Source organism: Fumia xinanensis, from assembly GCF_014384905.1.
Lineage (GTDB): Bacteria > Bacillota > Clostridia > Oscillospirales > Ruminococcaceae > Fumia > Fumia xinanensis.
In genome coordinates this window covers 176,186-200,820 of sequence record NZ_JACRSV010000002.1, presented here as the reverse complement: position 1 = coordinate 200,820, position 24,635 = coordinate 176,186, and the positions used below count along the sequence as shown (strand labels likewise).

Below are 24,635 nucleotides of genomic sequence, written 5' to 3'. Positions count from 1 at the left end.
GCCACAGTACAGGTCAAGAATACTGAAAAAATTTTTGCTGCCATAGCATTTTTTCTTGCATCATATTCTTTTTTGTGATAGGATAAAATAAAGTTTTACTCAGTTCAAATATATTTTAGGGAGGAAATCTCAATGAAAATCAAATATCTGGGCACCGCCGCCTCGGAAGGATGGCCCGCTGTCTTCTGTCGCTGCAAATACTGCCTGGAAGCCAAAAAACGGGGCGGGAAAGACATCCGCACCCGCTCCCAAGCCCTTATCAACGACGATTTGATGTTGGATTGGCCGGCGGACACCTATGCCCACAGTCTGCACCACAGCATAGACCTGAGCGCTGTCAAATACCTTTTCATCACCCACCCCCATTCCGACCATTTTTATCCGTCAGAGCTAGTTATGCGAGGCGGACCTTACGGTCACGATATGGCAAGCGAAAACCTGAATGTTTACAGTTCTTACCATGCCAAAAATTTTTGCTACCAGTATGCTGGAATGCAGTTTTGCGAAGAAGTGGACGCTCATATTCGCTGGCATATCCTCCATCCCTACGAACCAGTGCATGCCGGCCCCTATACCGTAACGCCTCTTCCCGCCAAGCACATGAATGAAATACCGCTGATGCAGCCCTTCTGCTACCTGATTGAAGACGGAAAAAAATCTATCCTCTATCTTCATGACACTGGCCGTGCTTTGGACGACGTGCTCTTGTACCTGCAAAAAGAGAACAAAAAAGTCGATCTTGTGAGTTTCGACTGCACCTATGAACTGAACCCCAGCGGCGGCGACAAAGATGGACACATGGGTGTCGACGACAACATCCGTCTGCGAGAAAAGCTGCTTCACTTGAAAATTTGCCATCAAGACACCCGTTATGTGGTCAATCACTTTTCCCATAACAGCGGAGTTCATCATAAAGAACTCTGCGAAGCGGTCAATCCACAGGGATTGGAAGTAGCCTTCGACGGCATGGAAGTAAAACTATAAGAGCCGTAAGATGTTTTGACTCTGTTTTCCCAAGGCTGAACAATTAGATAAAAAAGCTCAAGTTTTTTCGTAATTTTTATCTTGTTTCTTTGCCTCTGTTGTGATAGGATTAGGGAAGAAAACACCATATATAACACTACCAACGTCTGGAGGAAAGACCAATGAAAATGAAATACTTGGGCACCGCTGCCGCTGAGGGCTGGCCCGGTGCGTTCTGCCGCTGCAAATACTGTGACGAAGCACGCAAACGGGGCGGAAAAGACATCCGCACCCGCTCTCAAACCCTCATCAACGACGATATGATGGTGGACCTGCCGGCGGATACATATATGCATGCTCTGCTCCACAACGTAGACCTTACCGCTATTAAATACCTTTTTATCACCCATGCCCATTCTGACCATTTCTATCCCTTGGAACTGGCCATGCGGGGCGGCGCCTTCGGCCACAATCTGGTTAGTGAGGAAATGCACATCTACTGCTCCTACCACACTAAAAACCACTTTTACCAGCAGGCGGGCATGGAAATCGGCGAGGATATCGACGAAAAGCTCCATTGGCACGTCCTCCACGCTTACCAACCGGTTCAGGCCGGACCTTATACCGTTACCCCTCTTCCAGCCCGGCATATGACTGAGATTCCTTTGATGCAGGCGTTTTTCTATCTCATCGAAGAAGGGGATAAATCCGTCCTTTACATGCACGACACCGGCCGCGCTTTGGACGAAGTTCTGGATTACCTCCAAAAGGAAAACAAGAAGGTGGATCTCGTTAGCTTTGACTGTACCTGCGGACTGTTGGACGGCCAGGAAAACGGCGGACACATGGGCTTTTATGATGCGAAAATGCTCCGGGACAAGATGCTTGCCCGCGGCATCTGTGACGAACACACTCGCTATATTCTAAACCATTTTTCCCACAACAACGGCATGCTCCACAAAGAGCTCTGTGATGTGGTAAACCCCGAGGGCATGGATGTGTCCTTCGATGGCATGGAAGTAGAAATATAAAAACATTTAAACGCCCGGAAGCGATAATGTTCGCTTCCGGGCGTTTTTTGCTTTCCATCAATCAGCTTTTTTCTTCCTCATAGGCAATAAGGATGAGATCTTTACCCATCATTCGTTTTAAATCAGCCTCATACTGTCGAACAGCCTCCACCGCCTGCTCAGGCAGGTCAGCACAATGAAACCGACCCGTTCGTTCTTCCATATTTCCTCCTATTCCCGCCGAAGTGCCTCCGCCGGCTTGAGACGGGAAGCTTTCAACGCCGGATACACACCGAACACAACTCCCGTCAGGACTGCAAAAACCACGCAGACGGCGATCAAACTGCCATTAAATGCAAAGCCTACTCCGACCAGCAGGCTGCCAGCTCCCCCTACGAAAACCCCTGCCAGACACCCTACAGCGCTTCCCAGCAGGGAGAGAAAAAACGCCTCCAGCATAAACTCTCGGACAATCCGGCCGGAGGAAGCTCCGATAGACTTTTTGATCCCGATTTCCCGGGTCCTCTCGTTGACCGACACCAACATCACCGTCATGATGGAAAGTCCGGCCACAATCAAGCTGATTCCGGCGATGACCCCCAAAATGGCGCTGACGCCGCTGAGAACCGAATTGAGTTCCTTCTTGTACCCGCTCAGGTTTTCGATTTTCACCGTTTCAGTTCCACCCAATTCAGCATCCATAAGCCGGCCGATAACCTGCTGGGCTGCGGAAGTATCCTCTCCTTTTTTCAGCTTAACGGCAATCTGATCAAAATCATCGGTCCCGGTGTACACCCGCTGGGTGCTGTAGGGAAGATAGATAAAACTGGGCACATAGCTGCCCATCATATTCTGCATCAGGTTGCCGCCGGTTTTTACCACTCCAACCACCTCGAAGCAAACGGGTTTGCCCTCCAGCTCAACTTCAATTTTTTTGCCCACGATGTTGCTGCGATGATAGACGGACTGGGCGAAGGCCTCATCCACTACGCAGACCTCCCGGTAGCCCTTTACGTCAGCCCGATCGATGAGCCTGCCGTACAGGGGCGTCAGGGAGATAATGTCGGTAGCGTTGGAATCGATGCCCATAATGACCGTTTTTTCCTTTTCTCCCCGGGAATAAACGTCAGTATAGGCAAAAAGCAGCGGAGTGGCGTCCGCCACCAATTCTGACGACTTGATAGCATCAAGCTGCTCTTCCGACAAGGTGACCCCGGAGCTGGAAGAACTGCTCACCGCCAGGCCGTCAATGCCCATACTGCTTAGCTCATTGTTGATGACGGTTTTTCCGATGTCACTGATGGTTCCAATGAGCACCACGGAAAAGACCCCGATTGCGATACCCAGCACCGTCAGCAAAGAACGGGAGCGCTGGCGGAAGATATTGTTCCATGCGCTTTTTAAGCTCTCCATACCCATACCTCATTTTCAAGTTTTGTGATGACGTGCAGCGGCAGGAAAGCGCTTGGGCTAGACAGCCAAATCCTGCAGTCTGAATTGATTCAAACTAACTTCTATCGGCTCACACGTACCAGCTCTCCGTCCTTGACAGCCGCGCTGTTATAAATGACCAGTTCATTCGGCAATATCCCACTTAGAATTTCGGTAGAAGTGGAAAACTCCTCCCCCGTCTCGATATCCCGCCGCACAGCCCGGCCCTCTTCGTAAACATAAACATATTCTGTTCCGTTTTCGTCCTGCTGAATGGCCTCATATGGAAGGAGATTCACTTCTCTCGTCTCCCCCACCGGAATTTTTCCTTTGATGGTGTAACCCGATTTTAAAAGCCCATAGGTATTATCAATGTTCACCGCCACATCGACGACAGTATCATAGTTTAATCCAGAAAGCCGCTGATAAGCCGTAGGCGCGACGCTGAGGACGCTTCCGGCGAAAATCCCGTTGTCGACAGCGCTCGCAGTAAAAAGGACTTGGCTTCCCTCTGTGATTTTAGCGGCGTCCTTTTCGCTGACGAAAAATCTTCCCCGCAGCTTGTCGGTGGTGGCCACCACCGCCGCTGTAGATTTTGGAAGGGAGAGATTGCCTTCAGTCAGGGATAAATTTGTCACCGTCCCCGAAGCAGTGCTGACGATTTCAGTGGGGAAGGCCCCCGACTCCAAGAGACTTTCCAAATCAAAATTTTCTATGGCCGCCTGGAGTTCCTGGGGAATAATGTCCAAGTACTGGGAAGCGATCTTTGCAATGGCGTTTTTGGTGGCGTTTATATCAATCGTTGCCAGCACGTCTCCCGCTTCCACCTTATCCCCGACTCCTACCATTACCTGTTCCGGCACAATGGGCAGATCGAGAGAAATTTCCTTTTTCTTTTGTTCTTCTACTGTGCCGCTGACAGTTACGGTTTCGGTGTAAGGCATTTGCTGCATTTTGACCGTCTGAACCTGCGGCACCACCGCATCCGCCAGGACAGGCAACGATAGAAGGCCTGCTGTGACAAGCCCTGTAATGGTGATCAGCACCGCATATTTCTTCAACCTGATCCCTCCGCTTGATGAATTTTTTCGACTGTATTAGTGTGTCTGCAAAACAAAAAATTATCACCCAATGAACCTTAGTATTTTTATGAAAATTATCTGGACAAAGTGAGGTATCATAAAAATTGCGGTCAGCAATTCCCTCAATATGATTCCGACAAAAGATAAAAGGCTTGATTTGCTATGATTTTTTGTCCCTTTACAAATGAGAGTAATTAAAATAAAAAGTTTTTCACCGCCTCTTCGTATAAAAAGAGAAAAATTCTGAACAATAACAGTAAATTAGAGCAAAAAGAGGGGTTGTATGAATTTGGTTTCCTGCAGCAAAGACTGCACCTATCAGAAGGACGGATACTGCTGTCTGACCGATACAGCATATGTAAGCAACAACAAAGTGGACGGCTGCTGCTATTACCGGAAGCTGTCAAGTTCTCCAGCCGATGCTGCGCAGAAAAAGCCGGTGGAACGGATTTAGACCCGCTCCACCGGCTTTTTGTCGGTTATTATTACACAAGCTTTCTAGGGCACCTCATTGGACACCGAAGCCTCTTGAAATTGGAAAACGAACGATACATAGCTGTCATTCAATAAACCCGCCGCCCAAAACAATAGCGCCGTCGTACAAAACTGCCGACTGGCCCTTGGCCGGGGCTTTCTGGGGCTCGTCAAACACGACCTTCAGTTTTTCTCCCTCAATGAACACTTCACAGGGAACGGTTGTAGCTCGGGAGCGGATTTTCACCTCCGCCCGAATACCGTCACGGATGCTCTCAGGATAGGTCATGGAAATCCCGGAAACGAGAATCTCATTCTCGTAAGCGTCTTTTTCGTCCGACAGATACACCCGGTTTGTAACGGGATCTATTTCTTTGACGAACACCGGACGGCCCAGCGCGATCCCCAGCCTTTTGCGTTGCCCCACCGTGTAGTGGATAATCCCTTTGTGTCTGCCACAGGGAACCCCCTCCGGCGAAATGAAGTCGCCGGGGCCGGAAGTGCCGTATTTCTCTTCAATGTATCTGGCGTAATCGTTGTCCGGGATGAAGCAGATTTCCTGGCTGTCGGGCTTCTGGGCGCAGCTGAGACCGATCTGGGCGGCAATTTTCCGCACCTCATCCTTTGGGAGCTCCGCCAATGGAAACAGGAGCCGAGAAAGTTCCCGCTGACCCAGCCTGTAAAGCATATAGGACTGATCCCGGGCCAGCGAATCCCCTTTTGCGAGGTAGGTGAGGCTGTCTTTGCGAATAAGCTTTGCGTAATGGCCAGTGGCGACGAAATCGTACCCTTCCTCGTCCGCCGTATCGATAAGAGCCTTGAATTTCACCAGAGGGTTGCAGACAATGCAGGGATTTGGCGTCCTGCCCCTTTGGTATTCTGAAACAAAGTAGGAAACTACTTCCTTTTGAAACGGTTCTGACATATCTTTAACCACCAGCGGGATACCCTGTTCTTCCGCAGAACGCCGGGCGTCCTCTACTGTTCCCTCGTGGGCCGGAGACATTTTGAGAACCACCGCCCCCACCTCATAGCCTGCCTGCTTCAGCAGATGGACGCAGACCGAGCTGTCCACCCCACCGCTCAGCGCCACCAAAACCTTTTTCTTTTCCAATCCGGACACCTCACATACTGCGCTGCTGTCCACTTTTCTCGGCTCGGGTTACGTAGCCCTGAAAGCACGGCAAACGCTTGTTGGATAAAGGGGAGAAATCCCTTTGAACTTGATAAAAAGCGGGGACGGTAAGGGTTTCTTATCGTCCCCGCTTTCGGCGTTTAATGACAGTGGCAGGCTTCGCAGTCCTCAATCTCCCCGACGATGGGTGTAGGATCGATGCCCTGGCGGCGGTAATAATCAGCAATGGCCGCCTTGATGGCCTGTTCCGCCAAAACCGAGCAGTGAAGCTTCACCGCCGGCAGGCCGTCCAGCGCTTCAACGACAGCCTTATTGGTCAGCTTTAGCGCCTCGCTCAAAGGCTGGCCTTTGATAAGGTCGGTAGCCATGGAACTGGTGGCGATAGCCGCTCCACATCCAAAGGTGAGAAACTTTACGTCTACGATCACATTGTTCTCTACTTTAATATACATCTTCATGATGTCGCCGCATTTCTGGTTTCCTACTTCGCCGACGCCGTTTGCATCCGGCATTTCACCTACGTTGTGAGGACTTGCAAAATGCTCCATCACCTTCGCGCTATACATCATAAAAATCTTCCTTTCTATCTCAAACCAAACCTTGTTCTTTCATTTCCTGCCACACTGGTGACATGGCCCGGAGCCGCTCCACCACTTGAGGAATGACCTGAAGTGCGTAATCGACGTCCTCTTCAGTATTGTATCTGCCCAGACTCAGCCGAAGGGATCCGTGGGCAATGCCGTGTTCCAGTCCGATGGCCAACAGCACATGGGACGGGTCGAGAGACCCCGACGTACAGGCAGAGCCGGATGAGCCGGCGATTCCATTGAGGTCGAGCAGAAGCAACAGGCCTTCTCCCTCGATTCCCTCAAAGGAAATGTTCACGTTGGTGCAGAGCCGGTTTTCCCGGCCCCCGTTTAAGCGGGTGTGGGGGATTTTTAAGAGATTGTCAATGAGCTTGTCTCGTAAAATAGTAAGCTTCGCCGCCTTCTCCTCCAAGCCGTTGTGCGCTTCTTCCATAGCGGCGCCCAAGCCGACGATGGAAGCTAAATTCTCGGTGCCGCCCCGTTTGTTGTTCTCCTGCGCGCCGCCGTCCATAAAGTTGTCGATAACGACGCCCTGACGGACGTACAGGGCTCCCACTCCTTTGGGCGCGTGGATTTTATGCCCTGAAAGAGACAACATGTCGATGTTCTCCGCCTGTACATCGATGCGCACGTTGCCGATGGCCTGCACCGCGTCAGTATGAAACAGCACCTTTTTGTCCCGACAGATTTTTCCAATTTCCGCGATGGGCTGGATAGTGCCGATTTCATTGTTTGCATACATGATGGTGACAAGGGCCGTATCCTCCCGGATGGCATTCTCCACATCAGAGGGACTCACATAGCCTTCACTGTCCACCGTTAGGTAAGTGACTTCAAATCCTTCCTTTTCCAGCGACTGGCAGGTATGGAGTACCGCATGATGCTCAAAAACCGATGTAATGATGTGTTTCTTGCCCTTTTTGGCTAAATGGCGGGCAGCTCCCTTGATGGCCCAGTTGTCTGATTCAGTGCCGCAGCCGGTAAAATAAATCTCGCGGGATTTGGCGTTAATGGCTTTCGCCACCTTTTCCCGTGCCTCGTCGATGGCAGCATGGGCCTCCCGCCCAATTCCATAAATACTGGACGGGTTGCCGTAATGCTCCGTCAAATACGGAACCATGGCTTCAAAAACGCGTTCCGAAACCTTTGTTGTCGCGCTGTTGTCGAGATATACGAAACGATCCATTGTTTTTCATTCCCTTTCTATATGGGCGACAGCAAATGTAAATTGCTATCGGGAGGATTTTCCTTCTTTTTAGTTTATTATATACCAATTTAGTATGTTTTTCAATAGTCCCTGCGGATAATTTATAAATTCGTAAAAACTGCCAAAAAATTATCCTTTGAATTTCTGGCTTTCAGCCACCGCCATTTCGTCACAGCGTTCGTTTTCCGGGTGTCCTGCGTGGCCTTTGACCCATGTGTAGCACATTTCATGTTTTTGAAGCTCCTGGAGCAGCTGTTCCCACAAATCAGGGTTCAGCGCCTTGTCCTTTTTGTTGCGCATCCATCCGTTTGCCTTCCATTTATACACCCATTTTTGGGTAATGGCGTCGATGATATATTTGGAGTCGCTAATTAAGGTGACTTCGCAGGGGTATTTGAGCGCCTTAAGTCCCTCGATGACCGCTGTGAGCTCCATCCGGTTATTGGTGGTATCGGCCTCCCCGCCACAGAGCTCCCGGCGGCGTCCTTCACACTCCAAAATCGCACCCCAACCTCCCGGCCCGGGATTGCCGCTGCAAGCGCCGTCGGTATACAGGTTTACTTTTTTCATTACCGAAAAAATCCTTTCAAAAAAAGGCAAAGCTGCCTTAAAATGTCGCATCAGATTGTCAAAAAAATCCTGCATGGCTTAGTATATACTATTTTTGTGAAAAATACAAGTTTTCCCACTTAAAATGAGGGCTCGGCCATTCTTTTGAGAAATCCCACAAAGCTTGCCACACTCATTTCCGGCGGAATCTCTACCAGCATGTGGATATGGTCCAGGCATACTTCTGCTTCTATAATCGTTACACCCTTCTATCCGCACAATTCTCGCCAGATTTTCCCGATTTTCGCTCGCATTTCCCCATAAAATATTTTCGCCGGTATTTCGGTGCAAACACTATATGATATTTGCAATTCCATCTTGTATGTGCTAAACTTTTACACCAAAAGGAGTTTTTATTTCCTGCCCCTCGCTAAAGCTTTTTTCATACCACCGACACAGTCGGTGGTTTCTTGACAACAAAGAAAAAGCAGGATGCGTTCCGCATCCTGCTTTTTAAATCAAGGTGAATTGGATTAGCCCGCCAGACAGAACTTCAAGATGAAGAAGGCAGCTAAGATCCAGGTGATGATGCTGGTCTCTTTGATTTTGCCGGTGCAGAGTTTGATGAGGCAGTGAGAGATCAGACCAAATGCGATACCGTTCGCGATGGAGTAGGTCAAGGGCATCATGGCGACAGTGAGGAAGCCGGGAACTGCTTCGGACATATCGTCGAATTCCATATTCTTAAGCCCGCCGATCATCAAAGCGCCGACAAAAATCAGCGCGGGAGCGGTTGCGCAGGAAGGAATCAACCCAATGAACGGCCCGAGAACCAGAGCGACCAGGAACAGAACAGCGGTCGTCAAAGAGGTCATACCGGTTTTGCCGCCTTCGCCAATGCCGGCGCTGGATTCCACATAGGTGGTAACGGTAGAAGTACCCAGCAGGGCGCCTGCGGTAGTTGCGATGGAGTCGCAGAGGAGGGCTTTTTTCATGCCGGGCATATTGCCGTCCTTATCGAGGAGGCCCGCTTTGTCGGCGGTGCCCAACAAGGTGCCGATGGTGTCAAACATATCAACGATGGAGAAGGAGAGGATCAGCACCAAAGCGGTAGCGATAGCACCCCAAAGGTTTTTGCCGCCGAAGAGGGCTCCAAAGTCCAGCTTAAAGAAAGATGTGCTGACAAAGTCGGAAGCCTGTTGGCCCAGGTGATAAGAAAACCCATCGGGCAGAGACGCGGCACCGCTGAGATAAGCGATCAGGGTACTGACCACAATGCCAATAAGGATAGAGCCTTTTACTTTCAGGGTATACAGGGCCGCAATGACAACGAGGCCGACAATGGCCACGATAGCGCCGGTGACAGCAACTCTCGTATCAGGGTTGAGCAAAGTGGAAAAGTTCACTAAGCCCACCTGTGTGGAGGGATTGGCGACAACGATTCCAGCGTTCTGGAGACCCAGATAAGCGATAAACAGGCCGATACCGCCGGAGATGGCGATCTTGACATTTTTGGGAATCGCTCTGACAATGGCTTCCCGCAGGCCGATAACGGTGATGACGATAAACAAAAGTCCGGAGAGGAATACCAGTGCCAAAGCCGCCTGATACTGCTCAACAGGGGTCATTTCCGCGTTGCCGGTCATAGCCACGATAGATGGCATAACTGTGAAAGCAAAAAACGCGTTGAGGCCCATACCGGGAGCCTGTGCGAAAGGCATTCTCGCCAGCAGCGCCATCAGGATGGTGCCGATAAACGAAGAAATACAGGTGGCGAAGAAAACGCCGTTTGCGATGGCCGGATCGCCGCCCCCGAGAATCTGCGGGTTGACGACCAGTATGTACGCCATGGTTACGAAGGTCGTAATACCGGCTACAATCTCAATGCGAGCCGTAGTGCCGTGTTCTTTCAATTTGAAAAACTTTTCCATTGAAATCCTCCTTATTTTTTACGGTCCCGTTCCGGTTTGCGTATTCCCCCTGAAAGTATTTACAAACCGTGAACACTCTTTAAAGTATAAAGGATGAGTAAAGAAAAATCAAGAGTTTACACATATTATCTTCCAAAAATCGTCATAAATATGAAATATTTGCCAAATATTTTGTACATTGTTGGGATGGCTTAGAGGCGGCTGCCCCTTTGCTTGTAATTTTCTTCCATTTCCTTTATAATAAATGGAAAAGGAGATGAACACGATGAACATTTGGCACGATATTTCTCCCGACCGGGTGAAGCCCAACTGCTTTGAAGCCTGCATCGAAATTGAAAAGGGCAGCAAAGTGAAGTACGAATTGGACAAGGAAACCGGCATGCTCAAGCTGGACCGTATCCTCTACACCTCCACCCACTATCCCGCCAGCTACGGTTTCATTCCACGCACCTACGCCGACGACTTGGACCCTTTGGATGTGCTGGTGCTCTGTTCAGAGCCCATACGCCCTATGACGCTGGTAAAATGCTATGCCATTGGGGTCATGACCATGATTGACAGCGGCAAAAAAGACGAAAAAATCATCGCCATCCCTTTCGACGACCCTAATTATAACTGCTACCACGACATCAAGGAACTGCCGGAGCATATTTTCCAGGAGATGAAGCATTTCTTCACCGTCTACAAAATGCTGGAAAATAAGGACACCGCCGTCCAGGAGATGGAAGGCCCCGAAACGGCTGAGGAGGTCATCCGCAAGTCACTGGACGCTTATATCGAAAAGTTCTGCCGGTAAGCCGCGCAAAGGGGGCCATCATGTCCAGGGGAATCATCATCTTCGGCGCCGCCGGTTCCGGGAAAACGACGCTGGGCCGGGAATTGGCCGGACGTCTCGGATTTCTCCATATCGACATCGACGATTACATCTGGCGGTGGGACACCGAAATTCCCTATACTGTTCTCCGCCCGCGGGAAGAGCGAATCGAAGCTTTGATAGAAGCCGTCTCAAAAGATGAGCATTTCGTCATGACCGGTTCGATGGACAGCATCAGAGGATTTTTTACGTCTCTTTTCGAGCTTGCCGTCTTTTTGACAGTTCCGACGGACATCAGGCTGCAACGTCTCGGCGCCCGCAAATTCGAACAATTTGGAGAGCGCATCCTTCCCGGCGGTGACATGTACGAGCAAAATGAAAAATTTCTCCGGGAAGCCGCCGCATACGATACCGGGGAGCCGCCGCAGGTGTGCCTCAAAACCCACGAGCAGTGGACTACGGAACTGAAATGCCCCGTTCTGCGCTTAGACGGGATGAAATCCATTGGGGAAAACGCCGCGTGGATTGAGACGCAGTACCTCTTAACAAAACAGCAAAAACCGTGAGACAAAATCTCACGGTTTTATTTTTATGCCGCCTTTGCATAGAAGTTTTTCGCAAAAAACAAAATGCGATTGTCCCTAGAGGTTGGAGGGACAATCGCACTTTCATACAAAAACGAAAACTTACGCTTTTGCAGTATTCACTTTTGCTGCAACCTGAGCTTTCTTTCTGGCCGCATTGTTTTTATGGATAATACCTTTTGCAGCGGACTGATCGATGACTTTGCAGGCAACTTTTGCAACTGTTTCCTTATCGGCAGCATTGGCAGCAACCGCAGCGTCAACCGCTTTCAGAGCAGCTTTCAGTTTACCTTTTGCCATTCTGTTCTGCAAAGTTTTGGTTTCGATGACTTTAACTCTTTTCTTTGCGGATTTAATGTTAGGCATATTGGCACCTCCTTCACATAAAGTCAGCCTGCTTTGTGCAGACTAACAAAGGACATTTGTGCAATCCTTTTGGATGTCACGGATTCCGCCATGACACTTTCGTGTCAAGACACGTTGGCAGACTATGACAGCTTTACTATCATACCATTTCCCACAAGAAAATGCAAGTGATTTTTAACAGAAATTCGTTTTAGAAGAAAGCTTCTCCATTTTTGATGAAAAAAAGGTGATTTTATGCTGAAAAATATACGTACCGACCTAGCGGTGGAATGCCTCACCGAAACTGGTCCTTCCCTGCCACCAGGTGTTCGCCGCGACACTGAAACCATTGGACAAACTCCGGTTACCAGAGTCGTCATAGAAACCGAACAGGCCGCCCAGACTATCGGAAAACCGGTGGGAAAATATGTGACAGTAGAGACCACACCCTTCCACCGGTTTACGTCCGATTTCGAGAATCAGGTCAAAATCGTCGGCGACGAGATTAAAAATCTCTTGCCCGACGGACCTGCGCTGGTAGTGGGACTCGGAAACTCCGCCATCACACCCGACGCCCTAGGGCCGGAGGTCATTAACCTCATCTTTGCCACCAGGCATCTGCAAAAGGATTTTGCCGCCATCTCCGGCTTTGAGCATCTGCGGGGAGCCGCGGCCATCGCTCCTGGAGTCCTGGGCCAGACCGGGATCGAGACGGCTGAGATCATCTCCGCCATCGTGCAGGAGATAAAGCCCAAAGCAGTTGTTGTCATCGACGCTTTGGCCTCCCGTGAAATCGCCCGCCTGGGTGCGACAGTGCAAATTTCCGACACTGGAATCGCCCCCGGCTCCGGTGTTGCCAATCACCGAAAGGAACTGACTGAGAAGTCCCTGGGTGTCCCGGTCATCGCGGTGGGCGTTCCCACCGTGGTGGACATGAACACCATCGCAGAGGACCTGTCCGACGGACAGCCGGTATCTCTCCCAGAAAAAGGAAAAAACATGATGGTTACGCCCCGGGAAATCGACACCATCATCGAAAACGCAGCCAAGACAGTAGCTTTTGGAATTAACCTAGCCCTCCAGCCCAGCCTTTCATTGAGCGATGTCATTTCTTTGGTGAACTGAAACGGTCCGACCCTTCCCCGGTCAGCAGCCAATAAACGCTGACTTTGAGGATTTCCGCAAACTTCATCAGTTCAAAGTCTGTGATAAACCGCTGGCCCTGCTCGATGCGGCTGATGGATTTCTGAGAAAGCTGAAGTCCGCTTAGCTCCAATTTCACGGCCAATTGCTCCTGAGATAGATGAGATTTTTCTCTGAGAAGCTTGATTCTGCCACCAGACATATTTGCTTTTCCATTATAAAAGTAAATTTTCATGGCTCTATCCTTTACCGTAATAATGACTAACTTATTATTGACATTATCACGAAAAGAATGCTATAATTACCCTAAAGATGACTAATTCCAAAATTTTCCAGAAGGGGTGTAAAAATGGAACCGTTTAAAATGGACAGGGACGATAAAAAATTGAGCACTCATATTCCGCGAACGTTCAGCCTTCCGCCAGAAGATGATTTGAAAATATTAGAAATCAGTAAACAAAAAGATGTATCAATCAGCCGGATTATCCGTGAATGTGTCCATTACGCCCTGAAACATTATTCGGAGTAAATTTTTCCGAATCATTAAAAATATATATAAAAAGAGGCGCCGCAATTAGCCGGAGGCCCATAAGGAAGTAAACTAAAATCCCGGTAAAACCGGCGTGGCAGAGGTCACGCCGGTTTTTCTGTATCTGTCAGTAGTTCCGGTTTGGCAAGTGGAATCCGGATTTTCCCCACATAGGTAAAATAGACTTCAATCGTGACATGTTTCTTCCCGCTGATCTTCTCGGGGCTGTGGACCACGATCTTTTCAATCAGTTCATTTACCGTAGCTGCGTCCAGCTCCTGCAAATCAGAATACCGGTCAGCAAGCTGGAGGAAACGCCCCACATCGGCAATTTGTCCGGCTTCATTTTCAATTTCCCGTTCCAGTGAAACAGCAAGCCGCTGAATCTCCGCCTGCTCCGTCTCATACTGTGCCGAGAGCTTTTGAAAGCGAAAGTCACTTAATTTCCCAAGCACGGAATCTTCATAAAGCCTTTGGATGATCCTGTCCAAATCCTCCATACGTTTCTGCGCCCCGGAAAGGGATTTCCTCTTCTGCGTCAGCTCCGCTTTCCGGCTGGCCTCGTCCTGTGCCAGCATTTCCTGTGTGAAATCATCCCGGAACAGACGCACATAGGTCAGTGTTCCCTGAATACATTCCAACACCCGCCTATAAAGCGTAACCTCCCGGATATAGTGGATTTGGCAGGAACCTGTATTGCTCTTGTAGTTGGAGCAGACGAAATGGTCCTGAGACTCATCCTTGTAAGTATTACAGGTACAGTAATAGAGTTTTGCTCCGCAATCGGCACAATAGACAAGACCGGAGAAAATGCTGGTTTTCCCTGTCTTTGTCGGCCTGCGTTTGTTGGCTCTTAACGTCTGTACCCGTTCCCATTGTCCCCGCTCAATGATCGCCGGCTGCGTATCTTTAAATACCCTCCGGTTTTCTTTCGGGTTTTCCATCCGCTTCTTGAATTTGAGGGATTTGGTATAGGTCTTGAAGTTGACGGTACAGCCGGTATATTCCGGCCGCTCCAGTATTCCGGCAACGGATTTGGCACACCACCGGTACAGATTATCCGGCATGGCCCATCCCTTCTGTCTGGCGTTATACGCAGTAACCGTCAATACCCTGTCAGCGGTCAGGATTTTTGCAATCTGCATTGGTCCTTTGCCCGCAATGCACAGATCAAAGATACGCCGCACCACCTTTGCGGATTCCTCGTCTACAATCCATTTCTTTTTATTCTGTGGGTCTTTCACATATCCGTAGGGCGGGTTACTGGCGATGTGTTCCCCGGCTTCTCCGCGCATTTTTACGACTGCCCGGATTTTTTTGCTTGTGTCTTTGGCGTAATAATCGTTAAATACGTTTTTGAACACAGCAAAGTCATTTTCGCCCTTTGCACTGTCCACATCATCATTGATGGCGATAAACCGGACATCGTAAGCGGGGAAGATGAAATCCTGCAGCCGCCCCATATAGGAATACTCCCGGCCCAGACGTGACAGGTCTTTGACAATCAGTGTGGAAACCGAATAGTCCTCCACATATTTCATCATTTCCTGAAAGCCGGGTCTTTGGAAATTTGTTCCTGAGAATCCGTCGTCCACGAAAAACATGGGATTGCGGAATCCGTGTTCTGTTGCGTATTTGGATAATAGCGACTTTTGAGACGAGATTTGTCAAGGGCATTTTACCCATATTGTAAAGACAAATAAATTTGCTAATGATTCTGCGAAACGCCAAGCAAGCCGACTGTATTATTGCAGTCGGCTTGCAGGTTACTCAATATTAAAATATCGGCGGCTTACATAATAGCAAACATTTATACGCTCCAGCCAAGGCTTTCCTGCTGAATGGTATACAGCCTTTTGTAAAGCCCATTTTGCTCCATCAGTTCACTGTGTGTTCCTTGCTCTATGACTTTGCCATCGTCCAGCACGATGATTTTGTCGGCCTTTGCAATGGTACGGAGTCTGTGTGCAATAACAAGAACGGTTTTCCCCTGTATTAAGCGGCCGATCGCCTGCTGAATACAGGATTCACTTTCCGGATCAAGGCTGGCTGTTGCTTCATCCAAAAGTACGATCGGAGCGTCCTTTAGTAAAGCTCTTGCAATGGACAGGCGCTGCCGTTCACCGCCGGAAAGGGTACTTCCGTTTTCTCCCAGAACAGTCTGATAACCATCCGGCATTTTGTCAATAAACTCATCACAGCGCGCAGCCTTTGCCGCCGCAAGCACCTGTTCTTCGGTTGCGCTCATATTTCCTATTTTAATGTTATTGTAGACAGTGTCGTTGAAAAGTACCACATCCTGAAATACAAAGGACATGTATTCCATCAAGTGTTCCGGATCAAGCTCTTTCACGTCAATGCCGCCGATTTCCACCTGTCCTTTATTGACATCCCAAAAGCGTGCAATCAGACGGGAAAGCGTGCTCTTGCCGCTTCCGCTGGGGCCAACCAGAGCCGTGATTGCGCCTGCTGGAATCGTAACATTCACATTTTTTATGGTTTCCTCGCCCTGCGGATTATAGCGGAAGCTGATATTTTTCAGTTCGATATCATATTCCTTTACTGGTTTTTCAGTATCGCCTTCCATCGGCTGAATATTCATCAGGGTTCTCATTCTGCGGATGGCAATCTGATGATAGAATAGCTCCGGCAGCAGAGTCAGTTCTGTAATAATCGGCCCGTAAATTCGGGTGACGATCAGCAGGCAAAGCAGCATTGGGACAAGCTCAATTTTGCCGTTCAGGAGCAGAGAAGTTCCCGCAAACACGGTAAGCCCGATGCCGGATTGCACGAGCATCTGCGCGCCTGTCACAAAAACCCCCGAACCAAATTCAAATTTAATTGCAAGGTTTTTCATGGTGCGCAGCGCTTTTTCCAGAGCCTGAAACTGCTGACTGTCCAGATTGCAGGCTTTCACCACCTTGATTCCCTCAATGTATTCCTGAACCTGTTCGGAAGCTTCCAGTTTTGCCTGCGCATGCTTTTTTCCAAGCCGCTCCTGAATCCGTCTGCTCGCAAAAATAATGAGAAAAGCAACCGGCACGGAAATAAAAATAGCGAGTGCCATACGCCAGTCATAGAAGGCAAACATACTGCAGACAACCGTAATCGTGATCACATTGGAGATAATCTGCGGATACACATGACTCAGTACATGTTCGGAAGTGGCTACATCGCCCATGAGATTTGTCGTAAGCTCCGAAAGGTTTTTGGAATTAAACACGCTCATAGGCAGTTTGCGGATGTGTTCTGCCAAAGCAATCCTTGTATTTTCGCTTTCCATGTAAGAGGCTACATAGGTCTTTTTATAGTCGTTTTTGTTGCAGAGAAATACGATTACTGCGCCGATGATGCCGAGTCCGAAATAAATCCACATATTTGTCCATGAGATGCTCCCGCCGGTAAACGGTTTTAGAAGTTCCATGACGACCTGAAGCATCACCATAGCTGGAATAAACATGGAGAAATTTGTCAGCGTGCAGGCGGCAATCGCTTTTTTTAAGTCCCGATAGCCTTTGTCTGTCAGCATCAGCGCATCCTGAACGGTTGATTTTTTCTTACCCATTGACCGGCACCTCCTTTTCCATTGTCCAACTGGCTGTTTCATTGTAGGTTTTCCACATAGATGCGTACCGTCCGCCTTTTTGCAGGAGGGCGTCATGGCTGCCTTCTTCCGCTACACGCCCGTTATCCATCACAATGATATGATCGGCGTTACGAACTGTGGAAAGGCGGTGTGCGATGATGATTACCGTTTTCCCCTGCATCAATTTTTCAAACGCCTTTTGAATCAAATGCTCATTTTCAGGATCGGCAAAGGCGGTTGCCTCGTCCAGCACTATCACAGGGGCATCCTTTACAATGGCACGGGCGATAGCAATCCGCTGCTGCTCGCCGCCGCTTAAATGGATACCCTGTTCTCCGATGACCGTATCATAGCCATTTGGCAGCGCCATGATAAAGTCGTGGCATTGGGCGGCTTTCGCGGCCGCCTGGATCTGTTCATCGCTGGCATTCTGGTTCCCAAGCCTGATATTATCACGGATACTCTGTTTGAACAGATAGACATCCTGAAATACGAAGCTGACCTGTTCCATCAGATATCGGCTTTCCATCTGCCGGATATCCACCGAGCCAATGGAAACAGTACCCTGATCCACATCGAAGAATCGTGGAATGAGATGGGCAATCGTACTTTTTCCGCCGCCGGAAGGTCCTACAATCGCTGTTACTTCGCCCTGCCGTGCATGGAAGCTCACATTGGAAATCGCCTGTTTTTCTTTGTCTTTCTCATAGGAGAATGACACATTTTCAAACTTGACATCATAGCGATCCGTTGTTTTAGGAACCGGCGGCTGTTTCAGTTCCGGCTCAGCCAGAATCTGATCCATTGCCTCTACACCGTTGGCAATCCGCATGGCATCGGAGTTGACATACATGATTTTGGAAAGAATGCCCGCAATGGACGGTACGAATACCAGATAAAAAATAAAGCGTGAAGCAAAATCCTTAAAATCCCCGGTATTCATGCCGATCAAAATCCCTACCGGTAAAAGGAGAAGATAAATATGGTTGATAATCGTCATAAAAGCGGACATCATGTTTTCCCAGCTCAGCGTATATGGAATGACCACAGAAGTATATTCTTTGATGGTCTCGTGCAGCCGGTGAAAGGAATAAACAGTCTGCTTGAACGCTTTGACGACTGAAATTCCACGGATGTACTCTACTGCGGCGTTGTTCATGTTTTCCAACGAGTGCTGGTACTCATCCATCATTTTTCTGGCGCCTTCCCGGCCGTAGGCGATACTCTGAATGATAAAAGCAATAATTACTCCAACAATTGAGGCCAGGCCGAGCCGCCAGTCCACACTCAACAGAATCACAGCCATCACAACAGGAGAAACAAATGCGGCTACAATATCCGGAAGCTGATGCGCAATAAATTTCTCGACATTTTCAATGTTCTCATCCGTAATTTTCCGCAGTTTACCGCTTCCGATCATCACATGAAATCCAAGAGGCACCTTTGCCAAATGGGAAAGGAAATTCACCTTTAACTCATATAGCGTGCCGAAAGCCGCCAGATGGGAACACATAAGGGCTACAAAATACAGAAGAATATTCGCCGCAACGCCGCCCAGTGCCATCCAGCCATAGGAAAACAGGCTGGTCTGTCCCAATGCGCTCAGGTTCGGATATACGGCTAAAATCTGCCGGATAATAAAATAAATTGCAATATAAGGGATAAAGCTGGCCACCGCCGCCAGTGAGGACAAGATGACAGAGGCAATCACCAAAGGCTTTTTTGTCATTGCCAGCTGCATCATCCTTCCCATCCCCGTTTTGGGCTTCTGCTTGCTCATAATTCCTCCTCACTTTCTTCCTGTAATAGAAATTCTTTTTTTACTCTTGCTTTTCCTCTGCTGTCAAGGGGATAAAATGCTTTGACTGTTCCATGGTCAATATGCAGTACACAGGTACAGCAGGCCATGATAAATTCCAGATCATGGGTAATCACAAGAGATAACTCCGCCTGCCGGGAAGTATCCCGGATTAAAGTACATGCGCAGCGCATACTTTCATAATCCAGCCCGCTGGTAGGTTCATCGTAGATCAGGATTTTCTTTCCCGCACACAGTGCACTTGCAATGGCAACCCGCTGTTTCTGCCCTCCGGACAGTGCCAGAGGATGGCATTCCGCAAGTTCGGCAATCCCCATCTGTTTCAGGATGTTTTCTGCCTGTTCCGATTGTTCCTCCGGAAGATTCAGAGTCACTTCATCCCGCACACTCTCCGTAAACAGCTGGTGGTTTACATCCTGCATGACCATATAGCTTTCTTTCAGGCGCTTTTTGGCGTTTCGTTCTGTTCTGTCATAAAAAACCTTGCCAGTATGTTTCCGGATTCCGCAAAGGCACCCGGCAAACGTTGATTTTCCAGCCCCGTTGTGACCGATCACCGCAACAATCTCTCCAGCAGGGATTTGTAGGGATTTGATATGCAGCACGCTGTGACCGGATACTTTACACTCCAGCTTTTGAAACGTAAATTCATGCTCAGGATGTTTCAAATGCACTGCTTCACTTTCCACCTGCTTCAAGTCCAGCGCCCGCAGTCCCATGGCCGAAATCTGTGCCGGGCTGAATGCAAGAATCTCTTCTCTGGTATATACGGAGCGAACTTCGCCCTGATCGAGCCAGATAAAGCGGTCGGCAATATCCAGAAGGTAATACAGACGGTGTTCGGAAATCACCAGTGTTTTTCCTTCCGCTTTCAGCTTCAGCAAAACATCTTTCAGTTGCTGAATGGAAGCGGGGTCCAAGTTGGAAGACGGCTCATCCAAAACAAAAATATCCGGATGAACCGCATAAACGCTGGCGCATGCAATCCGTTGTTTCTCACCGCCGGAAAGCTCAAAAATACTCCGGTTCAGCAAACCGTTCAAGCAAAAATGGTTCGCCGCATCCGCGATTCGTTCCAGCACATCTTCCTTGGGTAGTCCCTGATTTTCACATCCGAACGCCAGCTCCGATGTTGTATCCACATTAAAGAACTGGCTGCGGGGATTTTGAAATACCGAACCAACATGCTGTGAAATTTTAGAAAGCTTCTGTTTTTTGATTTCTGCTCCATCAACGGAAACGTAACCCGACAAAACTCCTTCGTAGTAATGTGGAATGAGACCGTTAATCAATCGGGTGATCGTTGTTTTTCCGCAGCCGCTTCGTCCGCAAAGGACAACGCACTCTCCGTTTTGTATAGTTAAATTGATATTTCGGATGCTGTGTGCGTTTTCGGGGGCATTATCATATTGGAAGGTAACTTGCTTTAATTCAATCATACCATCCCTCCCGTTGCAGCAATTACAAAGGAAAACAGGATCAACAGGAAATCCTGCGTCCGCAGCCTTATATCCTCAATGCAGGTACGTTTGGTATCAGCGTCCAGTCCACGGGAGAGGGAAGCCGCCGCCAGCTCGTCAGAAATCGTAGCGGTTGACATCAGCAGCGGCACCATCGTATATTCCAGCGTCATCATTGGCTTTGTCAGCACAGAACGCACAGAAATGCCAATCCCCCGAAAACGCATGGCGTCCCGGATACTGTGCCACTCCTCGGAAATCGTCGGGATGAAGCGGAACATAACTGACAAGGGTATGATCAGTTTATTTGGCAGATGCATCCGCTCAAAAGAAAGCATAAACTCGCTTACAGAAGTAGTTTTCATCAGCAGTATTCCTGCCATAAAAATCGGGAGCATAAGTCTTCCCAGTCTTACAAGAGAAAAAAACAGTGCTGCAAAGCCGCCGCTGACTTTTAACGACAGTGTCCAGTCCAACAGAAGCATAATGAGGAATGCAGCAGTAAATTTTGCGGAGGTTTTTATTCGCCTATTTAGTGTCAAAAGCAACGCCATCAGAACAAAAGTGGTTGCCTCCAGCCACAGGGGTGGGAACATCAATGATGATATTCCCACCCCGAAGAGCAGCGCAAATTTTGTGCGGGCGTCGATTCGAAGGATGGGCTGCTGGGCAGCTTCAATCAGCTGCATTAAACCACACCCGCCTTTTGGAAATGTTTTTTCAAAAGCTTGGAACCAATCAGTCCACCAATCAGACCGCCCAACATGGCGATTCCAATCAGAACCAGAATAATCCAGCTCGGGGTGAACTTATCCAGCGTTGCGGCATAGTCGGCCCCATAATAAGCTTCGCAGGACTGAAGAAAAGCCGGTTTGGCGTAAGCCAGCATCCAGAAAGGAGACATGCTGGAGCAGGCAAAAACAACATAGCTGAGTATGTAGGATTTCTTGGACTTATGATTTCCTGCGCGGGCAATCAACTCTGCTACAATTCCAAGAGCGAGGCACCAAATCAGAGATACCCACACACCGCCAGTGGAAGTGAGAAGTCCTACAGCCACCGAAAGAATCAGAATTGCTCCGGTTTTTGGTACTTTCATAACATACATCATGTAAATGCACCCTAAAATGACCGAGTTTACAAACGGAGCGATGAGATAAAGGATGGGGACAAACCCCATAACAGTCACCACCGCAAACAGTACCACCACATAAAGGGCGGCGAAGGCTCCAGCAACGATCAGGTCTTTGGTTTTCAGCTTGTTGGTTTTGGTACTCATATCTTTCCTCCTAGATTCTCTTCACAACAGTTAGCAATCGCTAACCGCCGCAGTAAATAAAATGTCGCATAAATCAACACGACACATGGTTAGATATATCTAACCTATAGCTATATCTAAAACAAGAAAATTATACCCTCATTTTTCTCTCAAGTCAACCCCATTTTGCTAATTCAACTTGCAATATCTTCAAAAACGGGAACAGTGTGTTACCGTTCCTGCGCACTTTTTTCCTTTTGAAAAGTCTGCTGCTCCTTATGCGCCAGCCGTACCAGTCTCCGCACATTCTGCCGTTCAGCATCTTCGTCCAGCATCCGGGACACCGCTTTTTTGCTGTCAAACATCAGCAGCAGGTTGTACTTCTCGCCGTAAACCTGCTGTGCTCGGTTCTCCGCTTCCTGCTCCTTGCCGGGGCGGATGGCCTGCCTTGTTTCATACAACTGCACCGGGTTGAAGCCCTGGGCCTGCTCCCGAAGCCCGGCATACTCATTCAGGGCAGCGTCCAGCTCGGTGGAATATTTCTGCCCCTGTTCTTCCAGCCGTTTCAGGCTCTGCTTCATGGTAGCAATGTCTTTGGGAAATTTATCGGCGACATCGTCCTCGGTATATGCCAGCGACGCCAGAAGCAGATTCTTTTCCGAACGCAGTTCCTCCAAATCCTCTGTCAGTGCCGCAATCTTTGCCGCCAGTTCCCGGTGTCGGAATACATGGACAGCGGAAAGAGCCTTTTTCTCGGAAAGCAGGCTGCGGCGCTCTTTCGCCTTATCCCGAATATCCTTTGCCAGCTGATTGTACTGTGTGAGGGCAGGGCGCAGCGTATTTAGCGAAGTGTTTAGGCGTTCCTTGCCCTTGCGGAGATACCCCAGCTGATAGCAGAACAGCAGCAGATTTTTACGCAGATTCTCCATGGCCTCGGCAATGGCCGGGAGGGTATTCTTCACCGCCTGCCCCAGCTTTTTGACGGCAGCTTTCAGCTCCCGCAGCAGGGCATTGTCCGCCTTGATCTGCCGGTTAATCTCGCAGCGGTCAGCGATGATCCCTTTCCGCTCCAGTGCCCGTGCCGTCACGCCCTCATGGATGGTGGGCTGCTCATCCAGACCCCGTGCGGCGTTGCTGCGGTGGTCGATACGCTCGTCGTGTCCGTACATCTCCAACTGGCGGTTGGTTACATCCGCCCATGCCGCCCGCCATACAACAAGCTGTTCTTCGCTGTTCCAGCGTTCGGCGAGGGGATTCTGCCTGCCGTAGCGGGTGCTTTTGGGATGCTTGTCCGCTCGGACAAGTCCCTGCGCCTCGGCAGCAGATGGCGTCATATACACCTTCTTTTTGCCGATCTTGTAGGGGTATTGTTTCTCCCAACCCTCGTTCTGTGCCGTCCGGAACTCAGCAGCGGTAAAGCCGCATTCCTCGCCGTTTCTCATGCAGAGGTATTCCTTCTCGGTTTTGTACTGCCACTTGCCCTGCTCATCCAGCGGGCGCACCGTCAGGAGAATGTGGGCGTGGGGATTGTGACCGTCGGTGTCGTGGATGGCAGCGTCAGCACACATTCCATTGGACACAAACTGCTCCCGGATAAACTCTTGCAGCAGTTCGATCTGCTGTTCCCGGTTTAGCTCGATGGGCAGGGCAACAACGAACTCACGGGCAAGCCTGCTGTCTTTTGCCGTCTCGACTTCCTCCACGGCGTTCCATAGCTGCTCACGGTCTTTCCATTCTTGTGGGGCGTATTCCGGCAGAAATACCTGCTGCCAGACAAGCCCTTGCTTTCTCGTGTAGTCATGCTGTATCCCGTCGTAATCGTTATATAGACGGGAGCAGCTCAGATAAGCGGAAGCGGCCACGGCGGAGCGGCCTGCGCCCCGGCTGACCACCTTTGCTTCCAGATGATAAATCGCCATATCTTCTTCACCTCGTTCTTTCTTTTTTCTGTTTCTCTTTCGCAAAAGAGAAAATGACCCGAAGCTGAGCTTCGGGTCATAGCCGCAAACAAAGCTGCCGGTGGCAGGTTTGTGCGGGCAGGGAGCAGACTGTTTCCAAAGTAGAAACAACTGCGACCTGCGCAGACGATGACAGCAGCACCCGCAAGGGCTGCGGCATTGTCTGGAGGCTTCCGCAGAAGCCACATCCGCCTCGCAGAGCGCACGATTTCCGCAGGAAATACCACTGCCCTTTAGGGTGGTGAGTAAGTGCGCCCTTCGGGAGAAAAAAGAGGAAGGCCCCCGGTTTCCCGGAGACCTCCCAGCGGAATTCAATCGTGCTGCGGCAGCTTCTGTATCAGGTAATCCTCCAGTACAGACAGTTCCATCGTCCGTACCTCTGGCAGCATCTTTTCCAGAATTGCACCCTCCTGAATGAGCCTGTGCGTTCTGGCTTTGCGCTCCTTGACACGATCCCGCGCCTGCGCTTCCTCCAATCGGTGCTGCGCCTGCAACAGCTTCTTTTCCGTATCCGTCATGTGGAAAAACCTCCTTATCTTCGTTTTTGCCAGATGATCTCGTACCCTAGCGCGTCGGCAAGCTGGACAGCCTCCGTGTAGCGCAAAGACTCCCGCTGGAGCTTGTTGGACAGGTTAGATACGCTGTCAGACCAGCCGTGTTCGTCCCGCAGCAGATCAACCACCTCCTGCATGGTCATTCCCTGACGGACGATGTACGATTTGATTTCGTTTCTCAGATTAGATTTCATTCAATATTTACCTCCATTATTT

At 49.5% G+C, this 24,635-nt stretch carries 26 protein-coding genes and 1 pseudogene; 7 read left to right on the top strand and 20 right to left on the bottom strand.

The window, feature by feature from the left end; all coding sequences use genetic code 11:
- The first annotated feature begins 132 nt into the window (after nt 1–132).
- A complete protein-coding gene (locus H8710_RS07630; protein ID WP_249294899.1) occupies nt 133–984 on the top strand; it encodes an MBL fold metallo-hydrolase in 852 nt (283 codons plus the stop codon).
- A 161-nt stretch (nt 985–1,145) separates the two neighbouring features.
- Nucleotides 1,146–1,994, top strand: a complete 849-nt coding sequence (locus tag H8710_RS07625) for an MBL fold metallo-hydrolase (protein WP_249294898.1) — start codon at nt 1,146–1,148, stop codon at nt 1,992–1,994.
- Between the two features lie 61 nt (nt 1,995–2,055).
- Here H8710_RS07625 and H8710_RS07620 read toward each other — a convergent pair whose 3' ends face one another.
- From H8710_RS07620 to H8710_RS07610, 3 genes are all read right to left on the bottom strand, one after another.
- Nucleotides 2,056–2,196: a hypothetical protein gene (locus tag H8710_RS07620; RefSeq protein ID WP_249294897.1), complete on the bottom strand. Its 141-nt coding sequence runs from the start codon at nt 2,194–2,196 to the stop codon at nt 2,056–2,058.
- An 8-nt stretch (nt 2,197–2,204) separates the two neighbouring features.
- Complete coding sequence (locus H8710_RS07615; RefSeq protein WP_249294896.1) at nt 2,205–3,386, bottom strand: ABC transporter permease; 1,182 nt, start codon at nt 3,384–3,386, stop codon at nt 2,205–2,207.
- A 101-nt stretch (nt 3,387–3,487) separates the two neighbouring features.
- On the bottom strand, nt 3,488–4,465 hold the full coding sequence (locus tag H8710_RS07610; protein ID WP_249294895.1) for an efflux RND transporter periplasmic adaptor subunit: 978 nt from the start codon (nt 4,463–4,465) through the stop codon (nt 3,488–3,490).
- A 304-nt stretch (nt 4,466–4,769) separates the two neighbouring features.
- Here H8710_RS07610 and H8710_RS07605 point away from each other — a divergent pair, with 304 nt between their 5' ends.
- Nucleotides 4,770–4,940 carry a hypothetical protein gene (locus H8710_RS07605; protein WP_249294894.1) on the top strand — a complete coding sequence of 57 codons (171 nt, stop codon included), beginning with the start codon at nt 4,770–4,772 and terminating at the stop codon, nt 4,938–4,940.
- A 105-nt stretch (nt 4,941–5,045) separates the two neighbouring features.
- Here H8710_RS07605 and mnmA read toward each other — a convergent pair whose 3' ends face one another.
- The 6 genes and pseudogenes from mnmA to H8710_RS07575 all read right to left on the bottom strand — a co-directional run bounded on the left by mnmA (nt 5,046) and on the right by H8710_RS07575 (nt 10,369).
- Nucleotides 5,046–6,074 (bottom strand): tRNA 2-thiouridine(34) synthase MnmA, encoded by a 1,029-nt coding sequence (gene mnmA / locus H8710_RS07600; protein ID WP_249294893.1) that lies wholly within the window; start codon nt 6,072–6,074, stop codon nt 5,046–5,048.
- A 161-nt stretch (nt 6,075–6,235) separates the two neighbouring features.
- Entirely contained in the window at nt 6,236–6,664 is a 429-nt protein-coding gene (nifU, locus tag H8710_RS07595; protein WP_249294892.1) for a Fe-S cluster assembly scaffold protein NifU, read from the bottom strand.
- A 19-nt stretch (nt 6,665–6,683) separates the two neighbouring features.
- Nucleotides 6,684–7,868, bottom strand: coding sequence for a cysteine desulfurase NifS (nifS, locus tag H8710_RS07590; protein ID WP_249294891.1), 1,185 nt, complete (start codon nt 7,866–7,868; stop codon nt 6,684–6,686).
- Nucleotides 7,869–8,018: 150 nt separating this feature from the next.
- A complete protein-coding gene (gene rnhA / locus H8710_RS07585; protein WP_249294890.1) occupies nt 8,019–8,459 on the bottom strand; it encodes a ribonuclease HI in 441 nt (146 codons plus the stop codon).
- Between the two features lie 143 nt (nt 8,460–8,602).
- Nucleotides 8,603–8,796 (bottom strand): annotated as a pseudogene (tnpA, locus tag H8710_RS07580) (IS200/IS605 family transposase); the annotation flags it as partial.
- Between the two features lie 175 nt (nt 8,797–8,971).
- The gene (locus H8710_RS07575; RefSeq protein WP_249294889.1) at nt 8,972–10,369 is read right to left on the bottom strand and encodes an NCS2 family permease; all 1,398 of its coding nucleotides are present in this window, start codon (nt 10,367–10,369) and stop codon (nt 8,972–8,974) included.
- A gap of 265 nt (nt 10,370–10,634) precedes the next feature.
- Here H8710_RS07575 and H8710_RS07570 point away from each other — a divergent pair, with 265 nt between their 5' ends.
- Entirely contained in the window at nt 10,635–11,165 is a 531-nt protein-coding gene (locus H8710_RS07570; protein ID WP_249294888.1) for an inorganic diphosphatase, read from the top strand.
- A gap of 20 nt (nt 11,166–11,185) precedes the next feature.
- On the top strand, nt 11,186–11,749 hold the full coding sequence (locus H8710_RS07565; RefSeq protein ID WP_249294887.1) for an AAA family ATPase: 564 nt from the start codon (nt 11,186–11,188) through the stop codon (nt 11,747–11,749).
- Between the two features lie 120 nt (nt 11,750–11,869).
- Here the strand turns inward: H8710_RS07565 and rpsT are convergent, their stop codons facing one another.
- Nucleotides 11,870–12,133: a 30S ribosomal protein S20 gene (gene rpsT, locus H8710_RS07560; protein WP_249294886.1), complete on the bottom strand. Its 264-nt coding sequence runs from the start codon at nt 12,131–12,133 to the stop codon at nt 11,870–11,872.
- A gap of 234 nt (nt 12,134–12,367) precedes the next feature.
- Between rpsT and gpr the strand changes: the two genes are divergently transcribed.
- Nucleotides 12,368–13,237, top strand: a complete 870-nt coding sequence (gene gpr / locus H8710_RS07555; protein WP_249294885.1) for a GPR endopeptidase — start codon at nt 12,368–12,370, stop codon at nt 13,235–13,237.
- Here the strand turns inward: gpr and H8710_RS07550 are convergent.
- Nucleotides 13,218–13,490: a helix-turn-helix domain-containing protein gene (locus tag H8710_RS07550; protein WP_249294884.1), complete on the bottom strand. Its 273-nt coding sequence runs from the start codon at nt 13,488–13,490 to the stop codon at nt 13,218–13,220. The two genes, gpr and H8710_RS07550, sit on opposite strands and share 20 nt — an antisense overlap.
- Before the next feature lie 114 nt (nt 13,491–13,604).
- Between H8710_RS07550 and H8710_RS07545 the strand changes: the two genes are divergently transcribed.
- Nucleotides 13,605–13,784 carry a hypothetical protein gene (locus H8710_RS07545; protein WP_249294883.1) on the top strand — a complete coding sequence of 60 codons (180 nt, stop codon included), beginning with the start codon at nt 13,605–13,607 and terminating at the stop codon, nt 13,782–13,784.
- A 104-nt stretch (nt 13,785–13,888) separates the two neighbouring features.
- Here H8710_RS07545 and H8710_RS13460 read toward each other — a convergent pair whose 3' ends face one another.
- The 9 genes from H8710_RS13460 to H8710_RS07500 all read right to left on the bottom strand — a co-directional run bounded on the left by H8710_RS13460 (nt 13,889) and on the right by H8710_RS07500 (nt 24,613).
- Nucleotides 13,889–15,448, bottom strand: coding sequence for a recombinase family protein (locus H8710_RS13460; protein WP_249295313.1), 1,560 nt, complete (start codon nt 15,446–15,448; stop codon nt 13,889–13,891).
- A gap of 146 nt (nt 15,449–15,594) precedes the next feature.
- Nucleotides 15,595–17,349 (bottom strand): ABC transporter ATP-binding protein, encoded by a 1,755-nt coding sequence (locus H8710_RS07535; protein ID WP_249294882.1) that lies wholly within the window; start codon nt 17,347–17,349, stop codon nt 15,595–15,597.
- Nucleotides 17,342–19,150, bottom strand: a complete 1,809-nt coding sequence (locus H8710_RS07530; protein ID WP_117440967.1) for an ABC transporter ATP-binding protein — start codon at nt 19,148–19,150, stop codon at nt 17,342–17,344. Before H8710_RS07530 ends, H8710_RS07535 begins: the two co-directional genes overlap by 8 nt.
- Complete coding sequence (locus H8710_RS07525) at nt 19,147–20,628, bottom strand: ABC transporter ATP-binding protein (RefSeq protein WP_249294881.1); 1,482 nt, start codon at nt 20,626–20,628, stop codon at nt 19,147–19,149. Before H8710_RS07525 ends, H8710_RS07530 begins: the two co-directional genes overlap by 4 nt.
- The gene (locus H8710_RS07520) at nt 20,625–21,338 is read right to left on the bottom strand and encodes an energy-coupling factor transporter transmembrane component T (RefSeq protein WP_117440969.1); all 714 of its coding nucleotides are present in this window, start codon (nt 21,336–21,338) and stop codon (nt 20,625–20,627) included. Before H8710_RS07520 ends, H8710_RS07525 begins: the two co-directional genes overlap by 4 nt.
- Nucleotides 21,338–21,928, bottom strand: a complete 591-nt coding sequence (locus H8710_RS07515) for an MptD family putative ECF transporter S component (protein WP_117440970.1) — start codon at nt 21,926–21,928, stop codon at nt 21,338–21,340. The genes H8710_RS07520 and H8710_RS07515 overlap by 1 nt, the downstream gene beginning before the upstream one ends.
- A 209-nt stretch (nt 21,929–22,137) precedes the next feature.
- Nucleotides 22,138–23,826 carry a MobQ family relaxase gene (gene mobQ, locus H8710_RS07510; RefSeq protein WP_249294880.1) on the bottom strand — a complete coding sequence of 563 codons (1,689 nt, stop codon included), beginning with the start codon at nt 23,824–23,826 and terminating at the stop codon, nt 22,138–22,140.
- Nucleotides 23,827–24,176: 350 nt separating this feature from the next.
- Nucleotides 24,177–24,383, bottom strand: coding sequence for a DUF3847 domain-containing protein (locus H8710_RS07505; RefSeq protein ID WP_249294879.1), 207 nt, complete (start codon nt 24,381–24,383; stop codon nt 24,177–24,179).
- 14 nt (nt 24,384–24,397) lie between these two features.
- Entirely contained in the window at nt 24,398–24,613 is a 216-nt protein-coding gene (locus H8710_RS07500; protein ID WP_249294878.1) for a DUF6471 domain-containing protein, read from the bottom strand.
- Nucleotides 24,614–24,635 lie beyond the last annotated feature (22 nt).

What these genes read in the sequence shown, in the direction of transcription:
- H8710_RS07630 (WP_249294899.1), top strand. Translation starts at nt 133, where the DNA reads ATGAAAATCAAATATCTGGGCACCGCCGCCTCGGAAGGATGGCCCGCT.
- H8710_RS07625 (WP_249294898.1), top strand. Translation starts at nt 1,146, where the DNA reads ATGAAAATGAAATACTTGGGCACCGCTGCCGCTGAGGGCTGGCCCGGT.
- H8710_RS07620 (WP_249294897.1), bottom strand. Translation starts at nt 2,196, where the DNA reads ATGGAAGAACGAACGGGTCGGTTTCATTGTGCTGACCTGCCTGAGCAG.
- H8710_RS07615 (WP_249294896.1), bottom strand. Translation starts at nt 3,386, where the DNA reads ATGGAGAGCTTAAAAAGCGCATGGAACAATATCTTCCGCCAGCGCTCC.
- H8710_RS07605 (WP_249294894.1), top strand. Translation starts at nt 4,770, where the DNA reads ATGAATTTGGTTTCCTGCAGCAAAGACTGCACCTATCAGAAGGACGGA.
- nifU (WP_249294892.1), bottom strand. Translation starts at nt 6,664, where the DNA reads ATGATGTATAGCGCGAAGGTGATGGAGCATTTTGCAAGTCCTCACAAC.
- nifS (WP_249294891.1), bottom strand. Translation starts at nt 7,868, where the DNA reads ATGGATCGTTTCGTATATCTCGACAACAGCGCGACAACAAAGGTTTCG.
- rnhA (WP_249294890.1), bottom strand. Translation starts at nt 8,459, where the DNA reads ATGAAAAAAGTAAACCTGTATACCGACGGCGCTTGCAGCGGCAATCCC.
- H8710_RS07575 (WP_249294889.1), bottom strand. Translation starts at nt 10,369, where the DNA reads ATGGAAAAGTTTTTCAAATTGAAAGAACACGGCACTACGGCTCGCATT.
- H8710_RS07570 (WP_249294888.1), top strand. Translation starts at nt 10,635, where the DNA reads ATGAACATTTGGCACGATATTTCTCCCGACCGGGTGAAGCCCAACTGC.
- H8710_RS07565 (WP_249294887.1), top strand. Translation starts at nt 11,186, where the DNA reads ATGTCCAGGGGAATCATCATCTTCGGCGCCGCCGGTTCCGGGAAAACG.
- rpsT (WP_249294886.1), bottom strand. Translation starts at nt 12,133, where the DNA reads ATGCCTAACATTAAATCCGCAAAGAAAAGAGTTAAAGTCATCGAAACC.
- gpr (WP_249294885.1), top strand. Translation starts at nt 12,368, where the DNA reads ATGCTGAAAAATATACGTACCGACCTAGCGGTGGAATGCCTCACCGAA.
- H8710_RS07550 (WP_249294884.1), bottom strand. Translation starts at nt 13,490, where the DNA reads ATGAAAATTTACTTTTATAATGGAAAAGCAAATATGTCTGGTGGCAGA.
- H8710_RS07545 (WP_249294883.1), top strand. Translation starts at nt 13,605, where the DNA reads ATGGAACCGTTTAAAATGGACAGGGACGATAAAAAATTGAGCACTCAT.
- H8710_RS07535 (WP_249294882.1), bottom strand. Translation starts at nt 17,349, where the DNA reads ATGGGTAAGAAAAAATCAACCGTTCAGGATGCGCTGATGCTGACAGAC.
- H8710_RS07530 (WP_117440967.1), bottom strand. Translation starts at nt 19,150, where the DNA reads ATGAGCAAGCAGAAGCCCAAAACGGGGATGGGAAGGATGATGCAGCTG.
- H8710_RS07525 (WP_249294881.1), bottom strand. Translation starts at nt 20,628, where the DNA reads ATGATTGAATTAAAGCAAGTTACCTTCCAATATGATAATGCCCCCGAA.
- H8710_RS07520 (WP_117440969.1), bottom strand. Translation starts at nt 21,338, where the DNA reads ATGCAGCTGATTGAAGCTGCCCAGCAGCCCATCCTTCGAATCGACGCC.
- H8710_RS07515 (WP_117440970.1), bottom strand. Translation starts at nt 21,928, where the DNA reads ATGAGTACCAAAACCAACAAGCTGAAAACCAAAGACCTGATCGTTGCT.
- mobQ (WP_249294880.1), bottom strand. Translation starts at nt 23,826, where the DNA reads ATGGCGATTTATCATCTGGAAGCAAAGGTGGTCAGCCGGGGCGCAGGC.
- H8710_RS07505 (WP_249294879.1), bottom strand. Translation starts at nt 24,383, where the DNA reads ATGACGGATACGGAAAAGAAGCTGTTGCAGGCGCAGCACCGATTGGAG.
- H8710_RS07500 (WP_249294878.1), bottom strand. Translation starts at nt 24,613, where the DNA reads ATGAAATCTAATCTGAGAAACGAAATCAAATCGTACATCGTCCGTCAG.